The organism is Rhodococcus sp. T2V, assembly GCF_029269925.1.
Classification (GTDB): Bacteria; Actinomycetota; Actinomycetes; order Mycobacteriales; family Mycobacteriaceae; genus Rhodococcus_F; species Rhodococcus_F koreensis.
The window spans coordinates 156413-174589 of record NZ_JARJBD010000008.1 but is presented as its reverse complement, the minus strand read 5'-3'; the positions used below and the strand labels follow the sequence as shown (position 1 = coordinate 174589).

The window sequence follows — 18177 nt, the reverse complement described above, 5'->3', positions numbered from 1 at the left end:
TCATCGGCTTCTCGCCGCCGGCCGGTTCATCCGCGCCGGGTGAGGCCACGGACGGTCGGTGACCACCACTATCAGAGAAGGGCGAATACGTACCTGCCGTCGCCCGGCGGCGGCTCCGGACAGGAGTGGACGCCGAGATGTTGGTTCCGGATTCGCAACGCCGCACGTCGGCTGAGCTCGATGAGCGTTTCGACATGTTCACCGGTGATCGCGCGGCGAAGCGGTCCGCGTTCTGGGTGATGCTGACCCTGTCGGCACTCATCGCGGTGTCCGGCGTCGTCGCGGACTCCACCGCGACGGTCATCGGTGCCATGATCGTCGCGCCGCTCTCGACGCCGATCCTCGGTGTCGGGTTGGGAATCACCACCGGGCGGGCCTCGCTTATCGGGAGAAGTCTCCTGGTGGTGGTGCTCGGCGCGGTGCTCGTCGTCGCCCTCGGGGCCGGGATCGTCCAGCTGGTGCCCAACACCACCGACGTGCTCACCAACTCGCAGGTGCTCGGGCGGACGTCACCGACAGTGATGGACCTGACCGCCGCGCTCGCCACAGGGCTGGTCGGCGCCATCGCGGCGGCACGCCGGGACGTCGGCGACGTCCTTCCCGGCGTTGCCATCGCGATCTCCCTGGTCCCCCCGCTGGCGGTGGTCGGGGTCTGCCTGGGCTCCGGTGCGCCGGCCCTCGCTGCCGGCGCGGCGGTACTGTTCGCGTCGAACGTCCTGGCGATGATCATCACCGCCAGTGTCGTGTTCGTCGCCGCAGGATATGCGGCCGAGGTCGAGACGACGGCGGGCAGCAGTCGAGGCCGGGCATACACCGTGCTCGCGGCAGCCTTGGTGGCCGTGGCCATCCCGATGGTGGTCAACTCACTGGCGTCGCTGTGGGCCGGGCAGATCGCGACAGCGGCGCAGCACTGGCTCGAGGACGTGCCCGGGGCCCAGGTGACCGACGTGTCCTGGCAGGGTCATACCGCGACCGTCGCCGTCCTCGGCCCGGCCGAGCTTCCCCCGATCAGCACACTCGAGGACTCCGTCGACGCGCTCGTGCCCTGGCACCCCCGCCTCACGGTCGTCCACACCGTGGGTTCGCGGATCTCCGCCGAATAGCGACCTCGCGTCCGCGGCTGGCGGTTCCGGGAGTTGACGGAGTCGATGGTGATTTCGCGGGTGCGGCGCCGATCCACGGAAGAGGTGACGTGCGCGAGATCGGCTGATCGGATGCGGGCGCTACCGATCTCGTCGCACGTCACCCCCGTTGCGACGCCGGACTGCGAAGGAAGATGGTTCACTTCGCCGCCCGGCGGGTCTGTGGTTACTTGCCGAACTCGGCGGATCCCACGGTCCAGGCCCGAGCCTGGTCGCTGAGGGTGAAGCCGAGGCCGGGACGATCGGACAGGTGCATGCGGCCGTCCCGGATCTCGAGGTGTTCGTTGAACAGCGGATCGAGCCAGTCGAAGTGCTCGACCCAGGGCTCGTAGGGGTAGACCGCGGCGAGGTGCAGGTGGATCTCCATCGCGAAGTGCGGCGCGAGCTGCAAGTGCTTCTGCTCGGCGAGGGTGGCCAGCTTCAGGAACTGGGTGATACCACCGATACGCGGTGCATCGGGCTGGATGATGTCGACCGCACCGGCCTCGATCAGGCGCACGTGCTCGCCGACGCTGGCGAGCATCTCACCGGTGGCGATGGACGTGTCGAGGCTGCGTGCGAGGTGCGCATGGCCTTCGGCGTCGTAGGCGTCGAGGGGTTCCTCGATCCAGATCAGGTTGAACTTGTCGAAGATTCGACCCATCCTCATCGCGGTGGGGCGGTCCCACTGCTGGTTCGCGTCCACCATCAGCGGGACCTCGTCGCCGAGGTGTTCGCGGACCTTCTCCAGGCGGGCGATGTCCTGCTTCCAATCGGGCTGGCCGACCTTGATCTTGATGCCGCCGATGCCGCTGGCCAGCGAGGCCGAGGCGTTCTCGAGGACCTGCTCGATCGGAGTATGGAGGAAACCGCCGGACGTGTTGTAGGTCTGCACCGAATCACGATGGGAGCCGAGCAGTTTGGCGATCGGCAGACCGGCGCGCTTGGCCTTGAGGTCCCACAGTGCGATGTCGACGGCGGCGATGGCCTGGGTGGCGACGCCGCTGCGACCGACGGACGCTCCGGCCCAGACCAGTTTGGTCCAGATCTTGGCGATGTCGTTGGGGTCCTCACCGATCAGGACCGGCGCGATCTCCTGCGCGTGGGCGAACTGGGCGGGGCCACCGGCTCGTTTGGAGTAGCTGAATCCGATGCCCTCGTGGCCCTGCTCGGTGCGGATCTCGGCGAACAGGAACGCGACCTCGGTCATCGGCTTCTGCCGGCCCGTGAGCACCTTGGCGTCGCTGATGGGGTTCTTCAAGGGAAGGGTGATCGAGGACAGCTTCACCGACTCGATGCGGTCGAGCGTGGCCGCACCGGCCGCCAGTGCCTTGATCGCGGCGTCGGGTGCTGCCAGCGCGCTGGTCGGGCGGCTCGCGAGGGAATTGGTGGACATCGGTCATTCTCCTTCAGGGTGGCGTCGTTGCCGGGGTGGTGAGCGTTCGGTCAGCTCTGCGTCACGGCGCCGTCGATGCGCCGCCAGATGCCGAGTGGATTGCCGGTGCGCAGTTCGTCGGCGAGGAGTTCCTCGGGAACGTTCTGGTAGGCGACCGGGCGCAGGAAACGTTCGATGGCACGGCTGCCGACGGAGGTCGTCGACGGCGCGGTGGTGGCGGGGAACGGCCCGCCGTGCACGATGGCGTGGCCGACCTCGACACCGGTGGGCCACCCGTTGAACAGCACCCGGCCGGCGATGAGTTCGAGCCGGTCGACCAGGACGCGTGCGTGCGCGTGATCGGTCGGGGCGGCCTGAATCGTGGCGGTCAGCTGCCCCTCCAGGCGGTCGATGATCGCCGTCAGTTGTGCCACGTCCGCGACTCGGACGATCACCGAAGCCGGGCCGAAGACCTCGTCCTGGAGCTGATGGTCGTCGAGGAATTGCTCGCCGGTCGTGACGAACAGTTGCGGCACCCCGGAGCACCCGGCCTGAGCGGGAGCGGTGTCGGCAACGGCCACGGTGTCGATGTTCTCGTTCGCCGTCAGTCGGCGGGCGCCGTCGGCGAACGACGTCGCGATGCCGGAATAGAGCATCGGCGCCGGCGTGGCGGCCCGCACAGCGTCGGAAGCCGCCCGGACGAACCGGTCAGCGCCGGGAGCATCGACCAGGAAGACGAGGCCGGGGCTGGTGCAGAGCTGACCGACACCGGTCGTCATCGACGCGATGAAACCTGAGCCGAGTTCTTCGGCCCGGTCGGCAAGGGCACCGGGCAGGACGAAGACCGGGTTGATGCTCGACATCTCGGCGTATACCGGGATGGGCACCGGGCGCGCCGCCGCGGCTGCGGTGAGGGCGATCCCGGCCTGCTGCGACCCGGTGAATCCCACTGCACGGATGCGCGGGTCGGTGACGAGCGCGATGCCGATGGTCTGACCCGGGCCGAACACGAGGGAGAAGGTGCCCTCGGGCAGGTTGTGAGCGCGGACCGCGTTGCGGATCGCCCGCCCAACCAGTTCCGAGGTGCCGGGGTGCGCCGAGTGCGCCTTGACGATCACCGGCGCCCCGGCGGCGAGCGCGGAGGCAGTGTCGCCGCCGGCGACCGAGAATGCGAGCGGGAAGTTGCTGGCGGCGAACACGGCGACCGGGCCGAGTGGCACCTTGCGCTGACGCAGGTCCGGCTTCGGCAACGGCGTGCGGTCCGGGTTCGGGGTGTCGAGTCGTGCGCCGGTCCAGCTGCCCTCCCGGACCACCGCCGCGAACAACCGAAGCTGGCCGGTGGTGCGGGCGAGTTCACCCTGAACCCGCGCAGCAGGGATACCGGTTTCGGCATGGACCCGGTCGATCAGCACCGAACCCAGGTCGTCGAGTTCGGCCGCGATCGTGTCGAGGAACGCGGCTCGCTGCTCGAAGCTGGTGTGCCGGTAGCTGCCGAAGGCCTCCCAGGCAAGTTCGGCGGCCCTCGCGACAGCCGCCTCGTCGGCCTCGTGGTAGATCGGCTCGAGTGCGGCGCCGGTGACCGGGTCGGTGGCCTGGAACGGGGACCGGGTGCCGGGAATGTCGTCCGCGCCGATGAGAGAGGCTCCGGTGAGTTCGATTGTGTGCGAGGCGGTCACGATCAGCTCACCTTCTTGATCAGGTCGGCGAGTTCGGCGAGTTCGACGTCATCGAGGTCGGTGAGCGGGCTGCGGACGGGGCCGGCGGGCCGGCCGATGACCTTCATGCCGGCCTTGATGATGCTGACCGCGTACCCGGCCTTGCGGTTGCGCAGGTTGCAGTACGGGATCACGAACTCGTTGAGGGCGTTGACGACGAACGCGTTGTCTCCGCTGCGGAGGGCGTTGTAGAAGTCGAGTGCGAACTGCGGGACGAAGTTGTAGATCGCCGACGAATACGTCGTCACACCGAGTGCCAGATACGGCAGAGCGAACATCTCCGCGGTCGGCAACCCGCCGACGTACGTGAGGCGGTCCCCGATGCCCGCGTAGATGCGCGTCATCTGCTCGATGTTGCCGACCCCGTCCTTGAACCCCACCAGATTCGGGCAGCTGTCGACGAGTTCGGCGACAGCCGACTCGGTGTAGACGGCGTTGGCGCGGGAGTAGATGGTGACACCGAGATCGGTGGCGGCGCAGACCTGTTTGACGTGCGCGACCAAACCGTCCTGGCTGGCCTCGGTGAGATACGGGGGAAGCAGCAGGATTCCGTGCGCGCCTGCACGTTCGGCGGACCGGGCCATCTCGACCGCGGTCGCGGTGCCGTAGCCGGCGGGGGCGATCACCGGCAGGCCTTCGGGGGCCTCCCGGACCGCGGCGGTGACGACCTGCTCGACTTCGGCCGGGGTGAGGGAGAAGAACTCGCCGGTGCCGCCGGCCGCGAACAGTCCCGACGCGTCGAACTGGCTGAGCCAGGCGATGTTCTCGCGGTAGGCCGCCTCGTCGAACGACCCGTCTTCGCGTAGGTGCGTGACCGGGAACGACAACAGACCGGAGCCGAGCTTGCGGGCGATCTCCTGGGGTGAGGCGGTGGTCATGGCGTTTGATCTCCTCATCGACAATCGTGCGCTTCCTGTGCACTGATCCACAAGGCTAGGAACTAGGTACTATTCAAGTCCAACACTTCTTAAGAATCATTTGATACAGGAAAGGTATCGGATGTTTTCTCTCAATCAGCTGACGCAATTCGTGGCCGTCGCCGAAGAAATGCACTTCGGGCGGGCCGCGAATCGGCTGCGCATGACACAGCCACCGCTGAGCAGGCAGATCCAGCTCCTCGAGAAGGACCTCGATGTCCTGCTCTTCGACCGCTCGAGCCGGGCGGTCAAACTCACTCCGGCGGGCAAGGCGTTCCTGGCCGATGCCCGCAGGCTCCTGCAACAGTCCGAACGTGTCGCGCTGTCCGTGCGCAAGACGTCCCAGGGCAGGACGGGCATTCTCCGGGTCGGATTCACGGGCGGCAGCGTCTACTCGGGCCTCGAGACCGTGCTGACATCTGCCCAGGCGACCATCGAGGACGTGGAGGTCGAACTGCGGGAGTTGGTGACCATGGATCAGCTCGAGGCGCTGTCGGAGGGCTCGCTGGACCTGGGGCTGGTCCGCCCACCGGTGACGCGGCCCGACCTGGCCTCGCACCCGCTGCTGCGTGAACCGCTCGTCGTCGCCATCCCCATCGAGCACGAGTTGGCCGGCCTGACCAGGCCCGTCGACGTCACCGATCTGCACGGGGTCGAGATAGTGATGTACACGCCCATCGAGTCGCGGTACTTCTTCGAACTGCTGTCGTCGGTGTTTCACGAGGCCTCGGTTGCCCCCGTCGTCGTCCAGTACATGCACCAGTTCCACAGCATGCTCGCCCTGCTCAATCTCGGCTGGGGGCTCGCCCTCGTGCCCGAATCGGCGAGCAAGATGCACTTCGACGGTGTCACATACCGGCCGTTGACCACACCGCGTCCCGCACAGGTCGAGTTGGACCTGGTGTGGCGGATCGACAACGAGAATCCGGCCCTGGCGCGCCTGCTCGCGAAGTTGGTTGCCGAGACGCCCACTGACCAGGCTCCACTAGGCGCCGAGTCTGATACCTAACTTGGATGACTTGATGCGATTTCGGGCTTGGACGCGCATACGTCGGCGTCTGTACATTCGGTTCATTCGCGCATGTGACTCACGACACGGTCCATTCGCCGGCACCATTCTTCACGCCCCTCCGAAGGAGCCCTCAGTCATGACCCTCAGTCGCTCGGTCGACGAGTCGACCATCGCCTCGACCTTGAAGATCGGCAAGGTCCGATACACGATCCTGGCGATGATCTTCGCGGTGACCGTGATCAACTACGCGGACCGCGCGACCATCTCGATTGCCGGCGACTCGATCCAGGACGAATTCGGTATCAGCTCGGTCACCCTCGGGTACATCTTCTCCGCCTTCGGGTGGGCGTACCTGATCGGGCAGATTCCGGGCGGCTGGCTTCTCGACCGCTACGGCGCGAAGAAGGTGTACGGCTGGGCGATCGTGACCTGGTCGACCTTCACCGTCCTGCAAGGCTTCCTCGGCAGCTTCAGCATGGGCACCGCGGTGGGTCTGCTGGTCGGCCTCCGCTTCCTTGTCGGGCTCACCGAATCCCCTGCCTTCCCCGGCAATTCCAAGATCGTCTCCGCCTGGTTCCCGGCCAAGGAGCGCGGGACCGCTGCCTCGATCTTCAACTCCGCCCAGTATTTCTCGACCGTCGTCTTCGCCCCGATCATGGGGTGGCTCGTCACCGCGCTGGGCTGGGAGCACGTATTCACCGTCATCGGTGGCATCGGAATCGCCCTCGGATTGATCTGGACGAAGGTCGTCTACAGCCCCCGCAAGCACCCGCGCCTGAAGAAGCCCGAATTCGAGTACATCGAAGCCGGTGGCGCGCTGGTCGACATGGACCAACCGGGCCAGAAACAGCAGGCCGGATCCGATCAGCTTCGCTACATGAAACTCCTGCTGACGAACCGGATGACGCTCGGCGTGTTCGTCGGTCAGTTCTTCATCACCACCATCACCTGGTTCTTCCTCACCTGGTTCCCGGTCTACCTCGTCCAGGAACGAGGCATGAGCATCCTCGAGGCGGGCTTCATCGCCGTCCTCCCCGCGATCTGCGGTTTCGTCGGCGGCATCAGCGGTGGCCTGATCTCGGATGCGCTGCTGCGCCTGGGCTGGTCCCTGACCAGGGCTCGCAAAACCCCCATCATCACCGGTCTGCTACTGGCCACCGCGATCATCGGCTGCAACTTCGTCGAGGCCTCCTGGCTCGTCGTCGTCCTGATGTGCGTGTCCTTCTTCGGCAAGGGCCTCGGCGCGCTCGGCTGGGCCGTCATGGCCGACATCTCGCCGAAGGAAATCTCCGGCCTCGGCGGCGGCGTCTTCAACACCTTCGGATCGGTCGCCAGCATCACCACACCGATCGTCATCGGCTACATCGTCGACAGCTACGGCTCCTTCGAACTCGCGCTCGTCTACGTGGGTGTGTGCGCGCTGCTGACAGTCGTCTCGTACATCTTCGTCGTCGGCCCGATCAAGCGCCTCGACCTCGCCGAGATGCAGGCCCGCGCCGACCGCAAGCGCGCCCTGCGGCGGCACTGACAGCGAGCCCGTTGCACCTCGTCGTGCGAGTCGACGATGATGAGGCGGTGATCATCGAACGCAGCTCGGTCGTCGGCGCGCCGATCGGGCAGGTGTGGGCGAGGGTCGTCGATCCGGAGGGAATCAACGACGAGATGCGTCCGTGGATGACGATGAGCATCCCGCGCGGTCAGGAGTCGATCACCATCGACTCGGTCGCGGTCGGTGAACCGCTCGGCCGGGCGTGGCTGCGACTGTTCGGGCTGGTCCCGTTCGACTATGACGATCTGACCATCGCGGAGCTGGAACCGGGCCTGCGGTTCCACGAGAAGTCGACGATGCTCAGCATGCGCCGGTGGGAGCACGAACGCACGCTCCGGCCGTTCGACGACGGCAGCACCGGCGTCCACGACCGGATCACGTTCGAGCCGAGGCTTCCGCTGGTGCCGCTGACGCCGGTGCTCGCCCGCGTCCTGGGCGCGTTCTTCGGGCACCGGCACCGGCGTCTGGCGCGGCACTTCGGCTGACGGCCTCAGTGCGCCGTGTAGCCACCGTCGACGACGAGTTCGGTGCCGGTGGTGAAGCCGGACTCGTCCGAGGCGAGGTAGAGCACCCCGTACGCGATCTCGTCGGGTTCGCCCTGCCGCGGAAGGGGGTTGCCCGACACGAGTTGGCGGTAGTACTCCTCCGGCCCGAGCGCGCTGCCCTCCGCCGACCGCCGGCTCATCGCCGTTCGCATCGACCCGGGGTGGATCGAGTTGACGCGAATCCCGTCCGGCCCGTACGTGACGGCGTCGGATTTGCTCAGCAGCCGCACCGCGCCCTTCGACGCGTGGTACAGCGGGACGTTGGCGCCTCCGGTCAGCCCGTGGATCGACGAGAAGTTCACGATGCTGCCCTTGTTCCGGCCGATCATGTGGGGCACCACGTGTTTGGTCATCAGCCAGACGCCCTTGACGTTGACGTCGAAGATCTGGTCGAACTCGGCGACCGACGCCTCGTGTGACGGTGCGGGCCTGCCGATGATGCCGGCGCAGTTGACGAGAACGTCGGGGACGCCGACGGTTTCGACGATCGCTGCGACGGCATCGGCGACACTGGTCTCGTCGGTGACGTCGACGGCGAATGGCGTGATCGCCTCCGAATCCCACGGTGCGTCCGGGAGTTTCAGGTCGAGCGCGGCAACCAGCGCCCCTTCCTCGGCGAGCATCCGGGCGGTCGCGCCGCCGAGATCACCGTTCGCTCCCGTGACGACGGCGACCTTCCCTGCCACTCGACCTGTCATGACCTTCCTCCCACTGCTGCGACGGCCCACGGGCCGATCATCGGAATCCATTCGGTGATGTCGTACGACGCGACGTATCCGTGCGTCCGGAACGGGTCGCCCTCGACGACGTCGACGACGTCCTGCCGGTCCGCGGCCTCGTAGACCATGGCGGCGCCGGGATCTTCTCCCCCGGCGAACGGTCCCGACCCGAGGATGAGTCCGCGGTCGGCGGCGGCCTGCAGGTGACTCTTGTGTTCGGGACGATGCGTGTCCCGGCCGGCGGTGTCGCCGGTGTATGCGTAGCGGACGAGGTAGAACGGCACGTCAGACCTCCTCCAGGACGGTCGGTGTGGTGGATTCGCTGCGCAGCGACGCGAGGATCTCGGCGTCCCGGCCGATGGTGTATCCGAAGACGAGGGCGGGCCCGATGTTGGCGCCGTAGCCCGGGTATCCGCCGCCGAAGATGCTGACCGCCGCGGAACCGGCCGCGAAGAGACCGGGGATCGGCTGGTTGTCGTCGTCGAGGACCTGGCTGTGCCGATCGACGGCGAGGCCGGAGTAGGCGCCGAGATCGCCCATCTCGATCTTCGCCGCGTAGTACGGTCCCTTGTCGAGCGGCTCGAGGTTCGGATTGGGCTGGTGCTCCATGTCGCCCTTGAAGTGGTGGAACCAGTTGGATCCGCGATTGAACTTCGGGTCCTCCCCCTTGGCGGCACCCGCGTTGAACTCGGACAGGGTCTTCTTCAGCCCGGCGGCGTCGACACCGATCTTTCGAGCGAGATCCTCGACCGTGTCGGCCTTGTGGAGGAATCCGGTCTTCTTGAAATAGCCCTGCGGGATGGGCCGCGGCTTCGCGTAGCCGATTCCGTACTTGTTCATGGCTTTCGAGTCGGCGATGATGTAGCCGAACGTCTCGTCTTGGCCGGCGTTCTCCTGAATCATCGCCATGCCGAAGTCGTGGTACGAACTCGACTCGTTGGCGAAGCGTTCGCCCTTGCGGTTCACGGCGATCAGTCCGGGAAGCCCGAACGCACGCAGGTGCGGGAAGATCCGCTGCTGTCCGCGCAGACCGGTGAACACCGTGACCGGCGCCCAGGCTGCCGGCTCGTGGACGTCGGTGTCGACGTGCCCGCCGAGCGGCGCGGCCAGGCGCACGTTGTCGCCGTCGTGCCCGACGGTGGGCGTGAAGTGGTTGTCGCCGTGCGGATCATGACCCCAGTACTCGGCACGCAGGGCGGCGTCCGAGGAGTAGCCCCCTGCCGCGATGACGACTCCGAGCCGCGCCTCCACCGTTGCCGCGTGAACTCCCCCGAGCACGGCGCCGGTGACGACCCCGTTCTCCGACTGCAGGATCTTCGTGACGGGTGTCTCGGTCCACATCCGGATGCCGAGCTTCGCGGCGGACGACACCATCCGCACCATCAGCGAATTGCCGTTGGTCCGGTCGAACGACCGTCGGCAGAGCACCGTCTCGACCCACGTCTTGAGGAGCTTCTTCGACACGTAGGCAAACGATTTCCACGACTGGTTGGCGTGCAGGAATTGCGCGATGTCTGGTCCGACCTCAGGCATGTACCCGAACACAGTGTAGGTGTCGAGGTAGGGGCGCAACCGGAGCCGGTTCTCGCCGAGCGTGCGCGCGTCGACGACCTTGCCGGAGATCGCGCGCCCCGACGGCTTCGCACCCGGGGCGTCCATCTGGTAATCCGGAGCCATTTCCGGATAGACGAATTCGACGTCGGTGTCGCGTTCGAGCCAGTCGATCGCCTCGGGGACCTCGTCGAGGAAGGTGTCGACCATCTCGGCCTTGTAGCAGTCCTTGGCGAGTGCCCGGATGTACGTTTCGATCTCCTGGCGGGTGTCGCCCTGCGCGACGCCCTGCTTGTTGCCCGGCACCCACGCCCAGCCGCCCGAGATGGCGGTGGTGCCGCCGAGCCACTTCGACTTCTCGGCGACGATGACGCTGTGACCTTCGCTCGCGGCCTTGAGCGCGGCGGCCATGCCCGCGGCCCCGGACCCGATGACCAACAGGTCGCATTTGACGGATTTCGAACTCATATGTGGACCTTCCCTGGAGAGTCTGCACTCGATCGCGGCGCGCGAAGACACTGCTGTGCAGCATGTTTGGAGTCACACTGTGCGATCGGTGACGGTGTGTTCGTGTCACCCACTCTGGCCCAGCCGAGACTGGGGTCACAGCTCGACTCCAATGGATGGAAAGGTTTCTGTCAGTGCCGCGATCCGCGCGTCATCGCCCGGGTGATGCCGCGCGACGCCGTCGTCAGAGCCGCCACCACCGACTGCGGGTTCGCCTGATCGTGCGGGATGACGACGGACAGGGCGGCGATCACCTTGCCACCGTCGCTGTCCCGCACGGGCACAGCGACTCCCGTCGCACCCGGGGTGATGAGACCGGCGGCCACCGCGAAGTGCTGGTGCCGCACCTCGGCGAGGAGACGCCGCATCTGGTCGGGGTCGGTGACGGTGGCGTCGGTGTACCGCTCGAGCGGTTGCGACAGCAATTCGTCCTGCACGTCGCGGGAGGCGTTCGCCATCAGGACCAGACCGGACGAGCACGCATGCACCGGCAGCCGTCCGGCGATCTTGGTGACGTTGACGACGGACCCGCGGGTGGAGAGCCGTTCGACGAACAGCACCTCGTTGCCGTCGAGGACGCCCAGCTGCGTGTGCTGTTTGATCGCGGCGTTCACGTCTTCCATGAACGGCATCGCCGCCTCGCGCAGGCTGAGCGTGTGCGAACCGCGGGACCCCAGTTCCCACATCCGGACCCCGATGCTGATGCGGGTGTCGTTGCGTTCGAGGAGGCGGAACTTGACGAGTTCGCCGACGATGCGGTGCGCCGTCGCGACGGGGAGGTCGGATCGACGCGCAATGTCGGACACCGACAGGGACGGTGTGTCCGCGTCGAAGGAAGACAAGACCCTCACGACGCGGGCAGTGACCGATTCTCCTGTCGGTGTCCGTGACATCGCCCCATTGTCCTCCGGCTACTCCCGCGAGGTCGACGGACGCCCGAGTTCGGCCAGCGGCACCCGGTACGTCTCGCGGGCGGTGAAGGCGGCGACGGACGAGACCAGCATGCACAGTGCCGTGAACACCGCGACCGGGACCCACGCGTTCGCCCCGGTGCCCAGCAGTGCCCAGCCGATCGCCGGGGCGAAACCGGCGATGAGGAAACCGATCTGCGTGCCGACGGCGAAACCGGAATAGCGCACGGGCGCCGCGAACATCTCGGTGAAGAAGCTCGGCCACAGGCCGTTCACCATCGAGTAGAACAGCGTCATCGTGAGCAGGGCGGCGACGAAGATCAGCGGAACGGAGCCGACCGAGATGGCCCAGAAGTACCCGAAGATGGTGACACCGCATCCGAGAGTGCCGGTGATCCAGACGGGGCGGCGTCCGACGCGGTCCGACAGCTTGGCGAGCAGAGGTATCGCGACGATGGAACCCGCGATCGACGCCGACGACGCCCACAGCATCGTGGTGCGGTCGATGCCGACGTCGGGTCCGGTGGCGTAGGCGAGCCCGAAGACGGTGAACACCGTCTGCCCGACGGCGAACAGCGAGCACAGCGCGATCCTCAGGACGTCCCGCCACTGGGTGGTGACGACGGTGACGACGGGCAGTTTCTGCACCTCCGCGTGCTCGCGTGACTCCTCGAACACCGGAGTCTCGTCGAGCTTGGTGCGCACGAAGTAGGCGACCACGAGCATCACGGCGCTGCACCAGAACGGAATTCGCCAGCCCCAGCTGTCGAGTTGCTCCTTCGGCAGCGCGGCCACCGGGATGAAGACGAGGGTCGCGAGGACCATCCCGGCCGCGTAACCGGTCATCGTGAAACTCGTGAAGAACGCCCGCCGCCCCTCCGGTGAATGCTCGAGCGTGAGCGTGCTGGCGCCTGCCGCCTCACCGCCCGCGGAGAATCCCTGCGCGAGGCGGCACAGGACCAGCAGGATCGGGGCGGCGATGCCGATCTGCTCGTAGGTGGGCAGGAACCCGATCGCGAGACTCGACAGTCCCATGATGAGCAGCGTCAGCAACAGAATCTTCTTACGGCCCAGCTTGTCCCCGAAGTGGCCCAGCACGATTCCGCCGACCGGCCGGGCCACGTAGCCGACGCCGAACGTCGCGAGCGCGGCGACCGTGCCGATCGCGTCGTTGCCGGCCGGGAAGAACGTGTGCCCGAAGACGAGGGCGGCGGCGGACCCGTAGATGAAGAAGTCGTAGTACTCGAGCGCGCTCCCGAGGAACGACGCGAGCGCCGCCTTCTTCGGCGTCTTCGCGACCTCGACGGGTGGCGCGTCTGTCGGGCTGTCGTGCGTCACGGCGGATACGTTCATCGACTCTCCTGCGATCGGGCCGGGCGTGGTGTGACTCAACGTGCCAACCGCGCCCACGCGTGCGCAACGTCACATCCATCCATTGGAAAGGTCGCACCACCGTTCTGTCCCGGACGAACGGGACGCCCGTTGCGTCAGATCGAACGAGCGTCCCGTTCGTCCGAGAAGGTTAGGGGTTCGCCGGGGACAGTTTTGCCCGCATCCACCCCCACGTGAGTGCTAAAGCGTGCCCCGGCACACGACGCCACTCACATGGGGCCGAGTTCACCCAGGACGGCCGAGAGAATGGTGTGCGCGCTGGCGATGACCGTCTCGATCGGCTGAGGGTTCTCCGACAGCACCCACTGCTGGGCGATCATCAGCACCGCTCCGACCAGGCCGGTCGCGAGGGTGCGGAGGTGGAACTCCGGGAACGCGGTGCGGTCGACGGCCGGACCGATGACGACGAGCACGGCGTCCACGAACGACCGCGTGACGCGGCGGTAGGCGGCGTCGACTTCCGGGCCGACACCGAGGACCTCCTGGAACGCGATCCGTGGGATCCGCGGGTCGTCGGCGACGGATTGGAAGAACGCGGTCAGCGCCCCGCGAACCCTGGCGTCCAGATCGGCACCCCCGTCCCCCGCGCCGCGCAGGACGCTGTCCCGGAGGCGGTCGGTCACGCTCGCGTACGCCGCCAGCAGCAGGGCCTCGCTGTCGTCGAACGACTCGTAGAAGTAGCGCTTGGTGAGCCCGGCGGTCGCGCAGATCTTCTCGACGGTCGCCGACCGGTATCCGCTCGTCCCGAACACTTCGACAGCGGCGTCGACGAGCCGCGCGCGGCGCTCTTCCTGACGCTGGCGAGGGCCCGCACCTCGGTAGGTGCGGCCCGTCTCGTCGAGCCTGGGCGAACTCACTCCCCAATATTGACACCGCACAGTTCCAGATACAAACTGACACTGAACGGTGCCAGATCACACGCCAGGAGATCCCATGCCCACGCTCAGGAACAAAGTCGCACTCGTCACCGGAGCCGCGCGGGGCATCGGAGCCGAGACGTCCCGCACCCTCGCCCGCAAGGGCGTCAAACTGATCCTGATCGATCTGGACGCCGAGCCGCTGAAGGCCCTCGCCGCGGAACTCGGTGACGACGTCGCGCTCGCCGTGGCCGCCGACGTCTGCGACCTGCCCGCCATGCAGAAAGCCGTGGACTCCGGCGTCGCGAAGTTCGGGGGCATCGACGTCGTTCTCGCGAACGCCGGCATCGCCAGCTACGGCTCGGTGATGCAGGTCGACCCCGCCACGTTCACGCGGGTCATCGACGTCAACATCCTCGGGGTCTTCCACACCGTCCGGGCTGCACTTCCGTCCGTGATCGAACGCAAGGGCTACATCCTGATCGTCTCCTCGCTCGCCGCGTTCGCACCCGCGCCCGGTCTGGCCGCGTACTGCGCGAGCAAGGCCGGCGTCGAACATTTCGCCAATGTCCTGCGCCTCGAAGTCGCGCACCGCGGCGTCGCCGTGGGCTCGGCCCACATGTCGTGGATCGACACCCCGCTCGTCCAGGACGCGAAAGCCGACCTCACCGCATTCAAGCAACTTCTCGCGGCCCTGCCGGGACCGGTCGGCAAGACGTCGCCGGTGGGTCCCTGCGTCGACGCATTCGTCGATGCCCTGGCCAAGCGGAGACGCCGGGTCTACGTTCCGCGGTGGGTCGCGCTCGCCGGCTGGCTGAAGGCGGTGGTGACGTCGCGCGTCGGCGATCGCAACACACTGCCCCACGTCCCCCGCATTCTTCCGCTGATGGACGAGGAGGTGGCGAAGCTCGGCCGCTCGACCAGCGCACGTAATGTCGCTCTCGACGACGTCGCCGTAGACCCGAAATAGTCAGCCGTCCCACCCAGCGAGAGAGTGTTCATGTCACACACCGATACCGCCGCCGACACCACCGGCGCGAAGGCTCCCGTCGAACACCTCGACGTGCTGATCGTCGGGGCCGGACTGTCCGGGATCGGTGCCGCGTACCACCTGCAGGACAGCTTCCCCGGCCGGACCTACGCGATCCTGGAGAGCCGCGAGTCGATCGGCGGCACGTGGGACCTGTTCCGCTACCCCGGAATTCGGTCCGATTCCGACATGTACACGTTGGGCTACCGCTTCCGGCCGTGGGAGAACGACAAGTCGATCGCCGACGGTCCCGCGATCCTCGAGTACGTCAAGGACACGGCGACCGAGCACGGGATCGACCGGAACATCCGGTTCCGGCACAGGGTTGTTCGCGCCGAGTGGTCGACCCCGAACGCCTGTTGGACGATCGACGCCGAGCGCACCGACACCGGTGAGACCGTCCGGTTCACCGCCGATTTCCTGATGTCCTGCAGTGGGTACTACCGCTACGACGAGGGCTACACCCCCGAGTTCCCGGGCATCGACCGGTTCGCCGGGCAGGTCGTGCACCCGCAGAAGTGGCCCGAAGACCTCGACTACGCCGGCAAGCGGGTGGTCATCATCGGCAGCGGCGCCACCGCGGTGACGCTGGCGCCGTCGATGGCCGCCGAGGCCGCACACGTGACCATGCTGCAGCGCTCGCCCACGTACATCATCTCGATGCCGGCCAAGGACAAGCTGGCCAACAAACTGCGGCGCCACCTGCCCACGCGGCTCGCCTACGCGCTGACACGGCTCAAGAACGCGTCGGTGGCGACGGCGATCTACCAACTGTGCCAGAGGTACCCGGAATTCATGAAGGGCCGCATCCGGCAACTCCAGGAGAAGTGGCTGCCCAAGGGCTACGACATCGACAAACACTTCACGCCCCACTACAACCCGTGGGATCAGCGACTGTGCCTCGTGCCCAACGGGGATCTGTTCCGCGCCATCCGCAACGACGAAGTGTCGATCGTGACCGATCACATCGACACGTTCACCGAAACCGGGATCACGCTGAAGTCCGGCGACGAGCTGCGCGCCGACGTCGTCGTCACCGCAACGGGTTTGAACCTGCTCGCGTTCGGCGGGATGACACTCGCCGTCGACGGCCGCGACATCGACCTCACCGAGACCATGGCGTACAAGGGGATGATGCTCAGCGGGGTGCCCAATTTCGCGTTCGTCATCGGGTACACCAACGCGTCCTGGACGCTCAAGGCCGACCTGGTGTGCGAGTACGTCTGCCGTCTGCTCGCGCACATGGACGCGAACGGGTTCGCGCAGTGCTCCCCGGAACGGGACAGTTCGGTCGACGAGGAGCCGTTCCTCGACTTCGCCGCCGGCTACGTGCTGCGGTCGGTGGAGTCGTTCCCGAAGCAGGGTTCGAAAGCACCGTGGCGGCTGCGGATGAACTACTTCCGCGACCTGGTGACGCTGCGGCACGGCAAGATCGTCGACGACGCTATGCGCTTCGCGCCCGTGAGTACTTGTTAACCGCCGGCGGTTAACAAGTACTCACGGGTGGTGTCTTCCGACATTCGGAATCGGAGTTGGAAACGGGTGACCTGTCAGCCACGGTAAGTGGGTCGTGAGCCACATCACAGCCCACCTCCGAGGAAGAGCAGGTCCCGAGCATGCAATTCGACCTTCGCGAACGCATCGACAGCAGTCCGATGACGCACTACCAATGGGGCGCCATCGCCATCTGCGGTCTACTCAACGTGCTCGACGGCTTCGACGTCCTCGTCATGGCGTTCACCGCGCAGTCGGTGTCGCAGGAGTGGGAACTGTCCGGCTCCGTCGTCGGCCTCCTGCTCAGCGCCGGGCTGTTCGGCATGGCCGCGGGATCGCTGTTCCTGGCGCCGTGGGCAGACACCATCGGTCGCCGCGCCATGATCCTGCTGTGCCTGGCGCTGGCGTCGTCGGGCATGCTGCTGTCCGCGGTCAGCCAGAACGCGATGCAACTCGGTCTGCTCCGCGCGCTCACCGGAGTCGGAATCGGCGGAATCCTCGCCAGCAGCAACGTCATTGCCAGTGAGTACGCGTCCAACCGCTGGCGCGGGCTGGCCGTGAGCCTCAATTCCACCGGGTACGCCGTCGGCGCCACCCTCGGCGGCATCATCGCCGTCGTGCTGCAGAATTCACTCGGCTGGCGCTCGGTGTTCCTGTTCGGTGGCCTGTGCACGGCCGTGATCATCCCCGTCGTCTACGCGCGACTCCCCGAATCGATCGACTTCCTGCTCGTGCGTCGCCCGGCCAATGCCCTCGACCGGATCAACGCGTTCGCGCGGCGGGCCGGTCAGCCGCCCCTCGACGACCTGCCCGCACCGCGCGCCGCCGCCGCTGCGGACGCCGGATTCGCGGTGCGCGTGCTCCTCTCCCCGGAGCGGCGCCGCAGCACCCTCCTGGTGTGGTTCGCGTTCTTCACTGCGATGTTCGGCTTCTACTTCGTCACCAGTTGGACGCCGAAACTGCTGGTCGAGGCTGGCATGTCCGCGAACCAGGGCGTCACCGGCGGCGTGCTCCTCAACCTCGGCGGCATCTTCGGCGCTACCCTGCTCGGCGCGCTGTCGGCGCGGTTCGCCCTGAAGCGGGTGCTCATCGCCTACCTGGTGATCGCTGGGGTGCTCCTCGTCGTCTTCGTCCCCGCCACCGCATCCATCGTCGTCGCGTTCGGGCTCGGCGCCCTCATCGGCGTCTTCGCCAACGGCTGCATCGCCGGGCTGTACGCGATCACCCCGTCGGTCTACTCCCCGGCCGTCCGCGCCACCGGAGTCGGCTGGGGCATCGGCATCGGACGCGTCGGCGCCATCGCGTCCCCGATCGTCGCGGGCGCCCTCCTCGACCGCGACTGGTCGCCGACGCAGCTGTACACACTCGTCGCCGTGTCCTTCCTGCTCGCCGGCATTGCCGTGTCGCGACTGCGATTCGAGAAGACCGGCGGCTCCGCCACCCGTGAGTGGTTAACGAGTGCAGAGACTCGCTAACCACTCA

Annotated in this window: 16 protein-coding genes; 7 read left to right on the top strand and 9 right to left on the bottom strand. The window is 67.0% G+C overall.

The window, feature by feature from the left end; all coding sequences use genetic code 11:
* The first annotated feature begins 137 nt into the window (after positions 1–137).
* A complete protein-coding gene (locus P3H15_RS10260; RefSeq protein ID WP_276137123.1) occupies positions 138–1103 on the top strand; it encodes a DUF389 domain-containing protein in 966 nt (321 codons plus the stop codon).
* A gap of 205 nt (positions 1104–1308) precedes the next feature.
* Here P3H15_RS10260 and P3H15_RS10255 read toward each other — a convergent pair whose 3' ends face one another.
* From P3H15_RS10255 to kdgD, 3 genes are read right to left on the bottom strand one after another with little or no spacing between them, the layout of a single operon-like run.
* Positions 1309–2517: a mandelate racemase/muconate lactonizing enzyme family protein gene (locus P3H15_RS10255; RefSeq protein ID WP_276137122.1), complete on the bottom strand. Its 1209-nt coding sequence runs from the start codon at positions 2515–2517 to the stop codon at positions 1309–1311.
* A gap of 50 nt (positions 2518–2567) precedes the next feature.
* Complete coding sequence (locus P3H15_RS10250) at positions 2568–4172, bottom strand: aldehyde dehydrogenase (NADP(+)) (protein WP_276137121.1); 1605 nt, start codon at positions 4170–4172, stop codon at positions 2568–2570.
* A gap of 2 nt (positions 4173–4174) precedes the next feature.
* A complete protein-coding gene (kdgD, locus tag P3H15_RS10245; RefSeq protein ID WP_276137120.1) occupies positions 4175–5089 on the bottom strand; it encodes a 5-dehydro-4-deoxyglucarate dehydratase in 915 nt (304 codons plus the stop codon).
* Positions 5090–5210: 121 nt separating this feature from the next.
* On the opposite strand from kdgD, the gene P3H15_RS10240 reads away from it, so the two are divergent.
* The 3 genes from P3H15_RS10240 to P3H15_RS10230 all read left to right on the top strand — a co-directional run bounded on the left by P3H15_RS10240 (position 5211) and on the right by P3H15_RS10230 (position 8174).
* A complete protein-coding gene (locus P3H15_RS10240; RefSeq protein ID WP_276137119.1) occupies positions 5211–6137 on the top strand; it encodes a LysR family transcriptional regulator in 927 nt (308 codons plus the stop codon).
* Between the two features lie 139 nt (positions 6138–6276).
* Entirely contained in the window at positions 6277–7668 is a 1392-nt protein-coding gene (locus P3H15_RS10235) for an MFS transporter (protein WP_276137118.1), read from the top strand.
* A gap of 47 nt (positions 7669–7715) precedes the next feature.
* Complete coding sequence (locus P3H15_RS10230) at positions 7716–8174, top strand: hypothetical protein (protein WP_276137117.1); 459 nt, start codon at positions 7716–7718, stop codon at positions 8172–8174.
* A gap of 5 nt (positions 8175–8179) precedes the next feature.
* On the opposite strand, the gene P3H15_RS10225 is transcribed toward P3H15_RS10230, so the two are convergent.
* The 6 genes from P3H15_RS10225 to P3H15_RS10200 form a co-directional block, all read right to left on the bottom strand.
* Positions 8180–8932 (bottom strand): SDR family NAD(P)-dependent oxidoreductase, encoded by a 753-nt coding sequence (locus P3H15_RS10225; protein WP_276137116.1) that lies wholly within the window; start codon positions 8930–8932, stop codon positions 8180–8182.
* A complete protein-coding gene (locus P3H15_RS10220) occupies positions 8929–9237 on the bottom strand; it encodes a YciI family protein (protein ID WP_276137115.1) in 309 nt (102 codons plus the stop codon). The genes P3H15_RS10225 and P3H15_RS10220 overlap by 4 nt, the downstream gene beginning before the upstream one ends.
* 1 nt (position 9238) lies before the next feature.
* The gene (locus tag P3H15_RS10215; RefSeq protein WP_276137114.1) at positions 9239–10972 is read right to left on the bottom strand and encodes an FAD-dependent oxidoreductase; all 1734 of its coding nucleotides are present in this window, start codon (positions 10970–10972) and stop codon (positions 9239–9241) included.
* 170 nt (positions 10973–11142) lie between these two features.
* Entirely contained in the window at positions 11143–11904 is a 762-nt protein-coding gene (locus tag P3H15_RS10210) for an IclR family transcriptional regulator (RefSeq protein WP_095862047.1), read from the bottom strand.
* A gap of 18 nt (positions 11905–11922) precedes the next feature.
* Positions 11923–13275: an MFS transporter gene (locus tag P3H15_RS10205; RefSeq protein ID WP_276137113.1), complete on the bottom strand. Its 1353-nt coding sequence runs from the start codon at positions 13273–13275 to the stop codon at positions 11923–11925.
* A 248-nt stretch (positions 13276–13523) separates the two neighbouring features.
* Positions 13524–14171 carry a TetR/AcrR family transcriptional regulator gene (locus P3H15_RS10200; RefSeq protein WP_276137112.1) on the bottom strand — a complete coding sequence of 216 codons (648 nt, stop codon included), beginning with the start codon at positions 14169–14171 and terminating at the stop codon, positions 13524–13526.
* Between the two features lie 76 nt (positions 14172–14247).
* On the opposite strand from P3H15_RS10200, the gene P3H15_RS10195 reads away from it, so the two are divergent.
* From P3H15_RS10195 to P3H15_RS10185, 3 genes are all read left to right on the top strand, one after another.
* Positions 14248–15141 (top strand): SDR family oxidoreductase, encoded by an 894-nt coding sequence (locus tag P3H15_RS10195; protein ID WP_276137111.1) that lies wholly within the window; start codon positions 14248–14250, stop codon positions 15139–15141.
* Between the two features lie 30 nt (positions 15142–15171).
* On the top strand, positions 15172–16677 hold the full coding sequence (locus P3H15_RS10190) for an NAD(P)/FAD-dependent oxidoreductase (RefSeq protein ID WP_276137110.1): 1506 nt from the start codon (positions 15172–15174) through the stop codon (positions 16675–16677).
* Positions 16678–16817: 140 nt separating this feature from the next.
* A complete protein-coding gene (locus P3H15_RS10185; RefSeq protein ID WP_276137109.1) occupies positions 16818–18170 on the top strand; it encodes an MFS transporter in 1353 nt (450 codons plus the stop codon).
* The last annotated feature ends 7 nt before the right edge of the window (positions 18171–18177 follow it).

Excerpts from the sequence above, each read along its gene's own strand:
- P3H15_RS10260 (WP_276137123.1), top strand. The coding sequence starts at position 138 with ATGTTGGTTCCGGATTCGCAACGCCGCACGTCGGCTGAGCTCGATGAG.
- P3H15_RS10255 (WP_276137122.1), bottom strand. The coding sequence starts at position 2,517 with ATGTCCACCAATTCCCTCGCGAGCCGCCCGACCAGCGCGCTGGCAGCA.
- kdgD (WP_276137120.1), bottom strand. The coding sequence starts at position 5,089 with ATGACCACCGCCTCACCCCAGGAGATCGCCCGCAAGCTCGGCTCCGGT.
- P3H15_RS10240 (WP_276137119.1), top strand. The coding sequence starts at position 5,211 with ATGTTTTCTCTCAATCAGCTGACGCAATTCGTGGCCGTCGCCGAAGAA.
- P3H15_RS10235 (WP_276137118.1), top strand. The coding sequence starts at position 6,277 with ATGACCCTCAGTCGCTCGGTCGACGAGTCGACCATCGCCTCGACCTTG.
- P3H15_RS10225 (WP_276137116.1), bottom strand. The coding sequence starts at position 8,932 with ATGACAGGTCGAGTGGCAGGGAAGGTCGCCGTCGTCACGGGAGCGAAC.
- P3H15_RS10215 (WP_276137114.1), bottom strand. The coding sequence starts at position 10,972 with ATGAGTTCGAAATCCGTCAAATGCGACCTGTTGGTCATCGGGTCCGGG.
- P3H15_RS10210 (WP_095862047.1), bottom strand. The coding sequence starts at position 11,904 with ATGTCACGGACACCGACAGGAGAATCGGTCACTGCCCGCGTCGTGAGG.
- P3H15_RS10205 (WP_276137113.1), bottom strand. The coding sequence starts at position 13,275 with ATGAACGTATCCGCCGTGACGCACGACAGCCCGACAGACGCGCCACCC.
- P3H15_RS10195 (WP_276137111.1), top strand. The coding sequence starts at position 14,248 with ATGCCCACGCTCAGGAACAAAGTCGCACTCGTCACCGGAGCCGCGCGG.
- P3H15_RS10190 (WP_276137110.1), top strand. The coding sequence starts at position 15,172 with ATGTCACACACCGATACCGCCGCCGACACCACCGGCGCGAAGGCTCCC.
- P3H15_RS10185 (WP_276137109.1), top strand. The coding sequence starts at position 16,818 with ATGCAATTCGACCTTCGCGAACGCATCGACAGCAGTCCGATGACGCAC.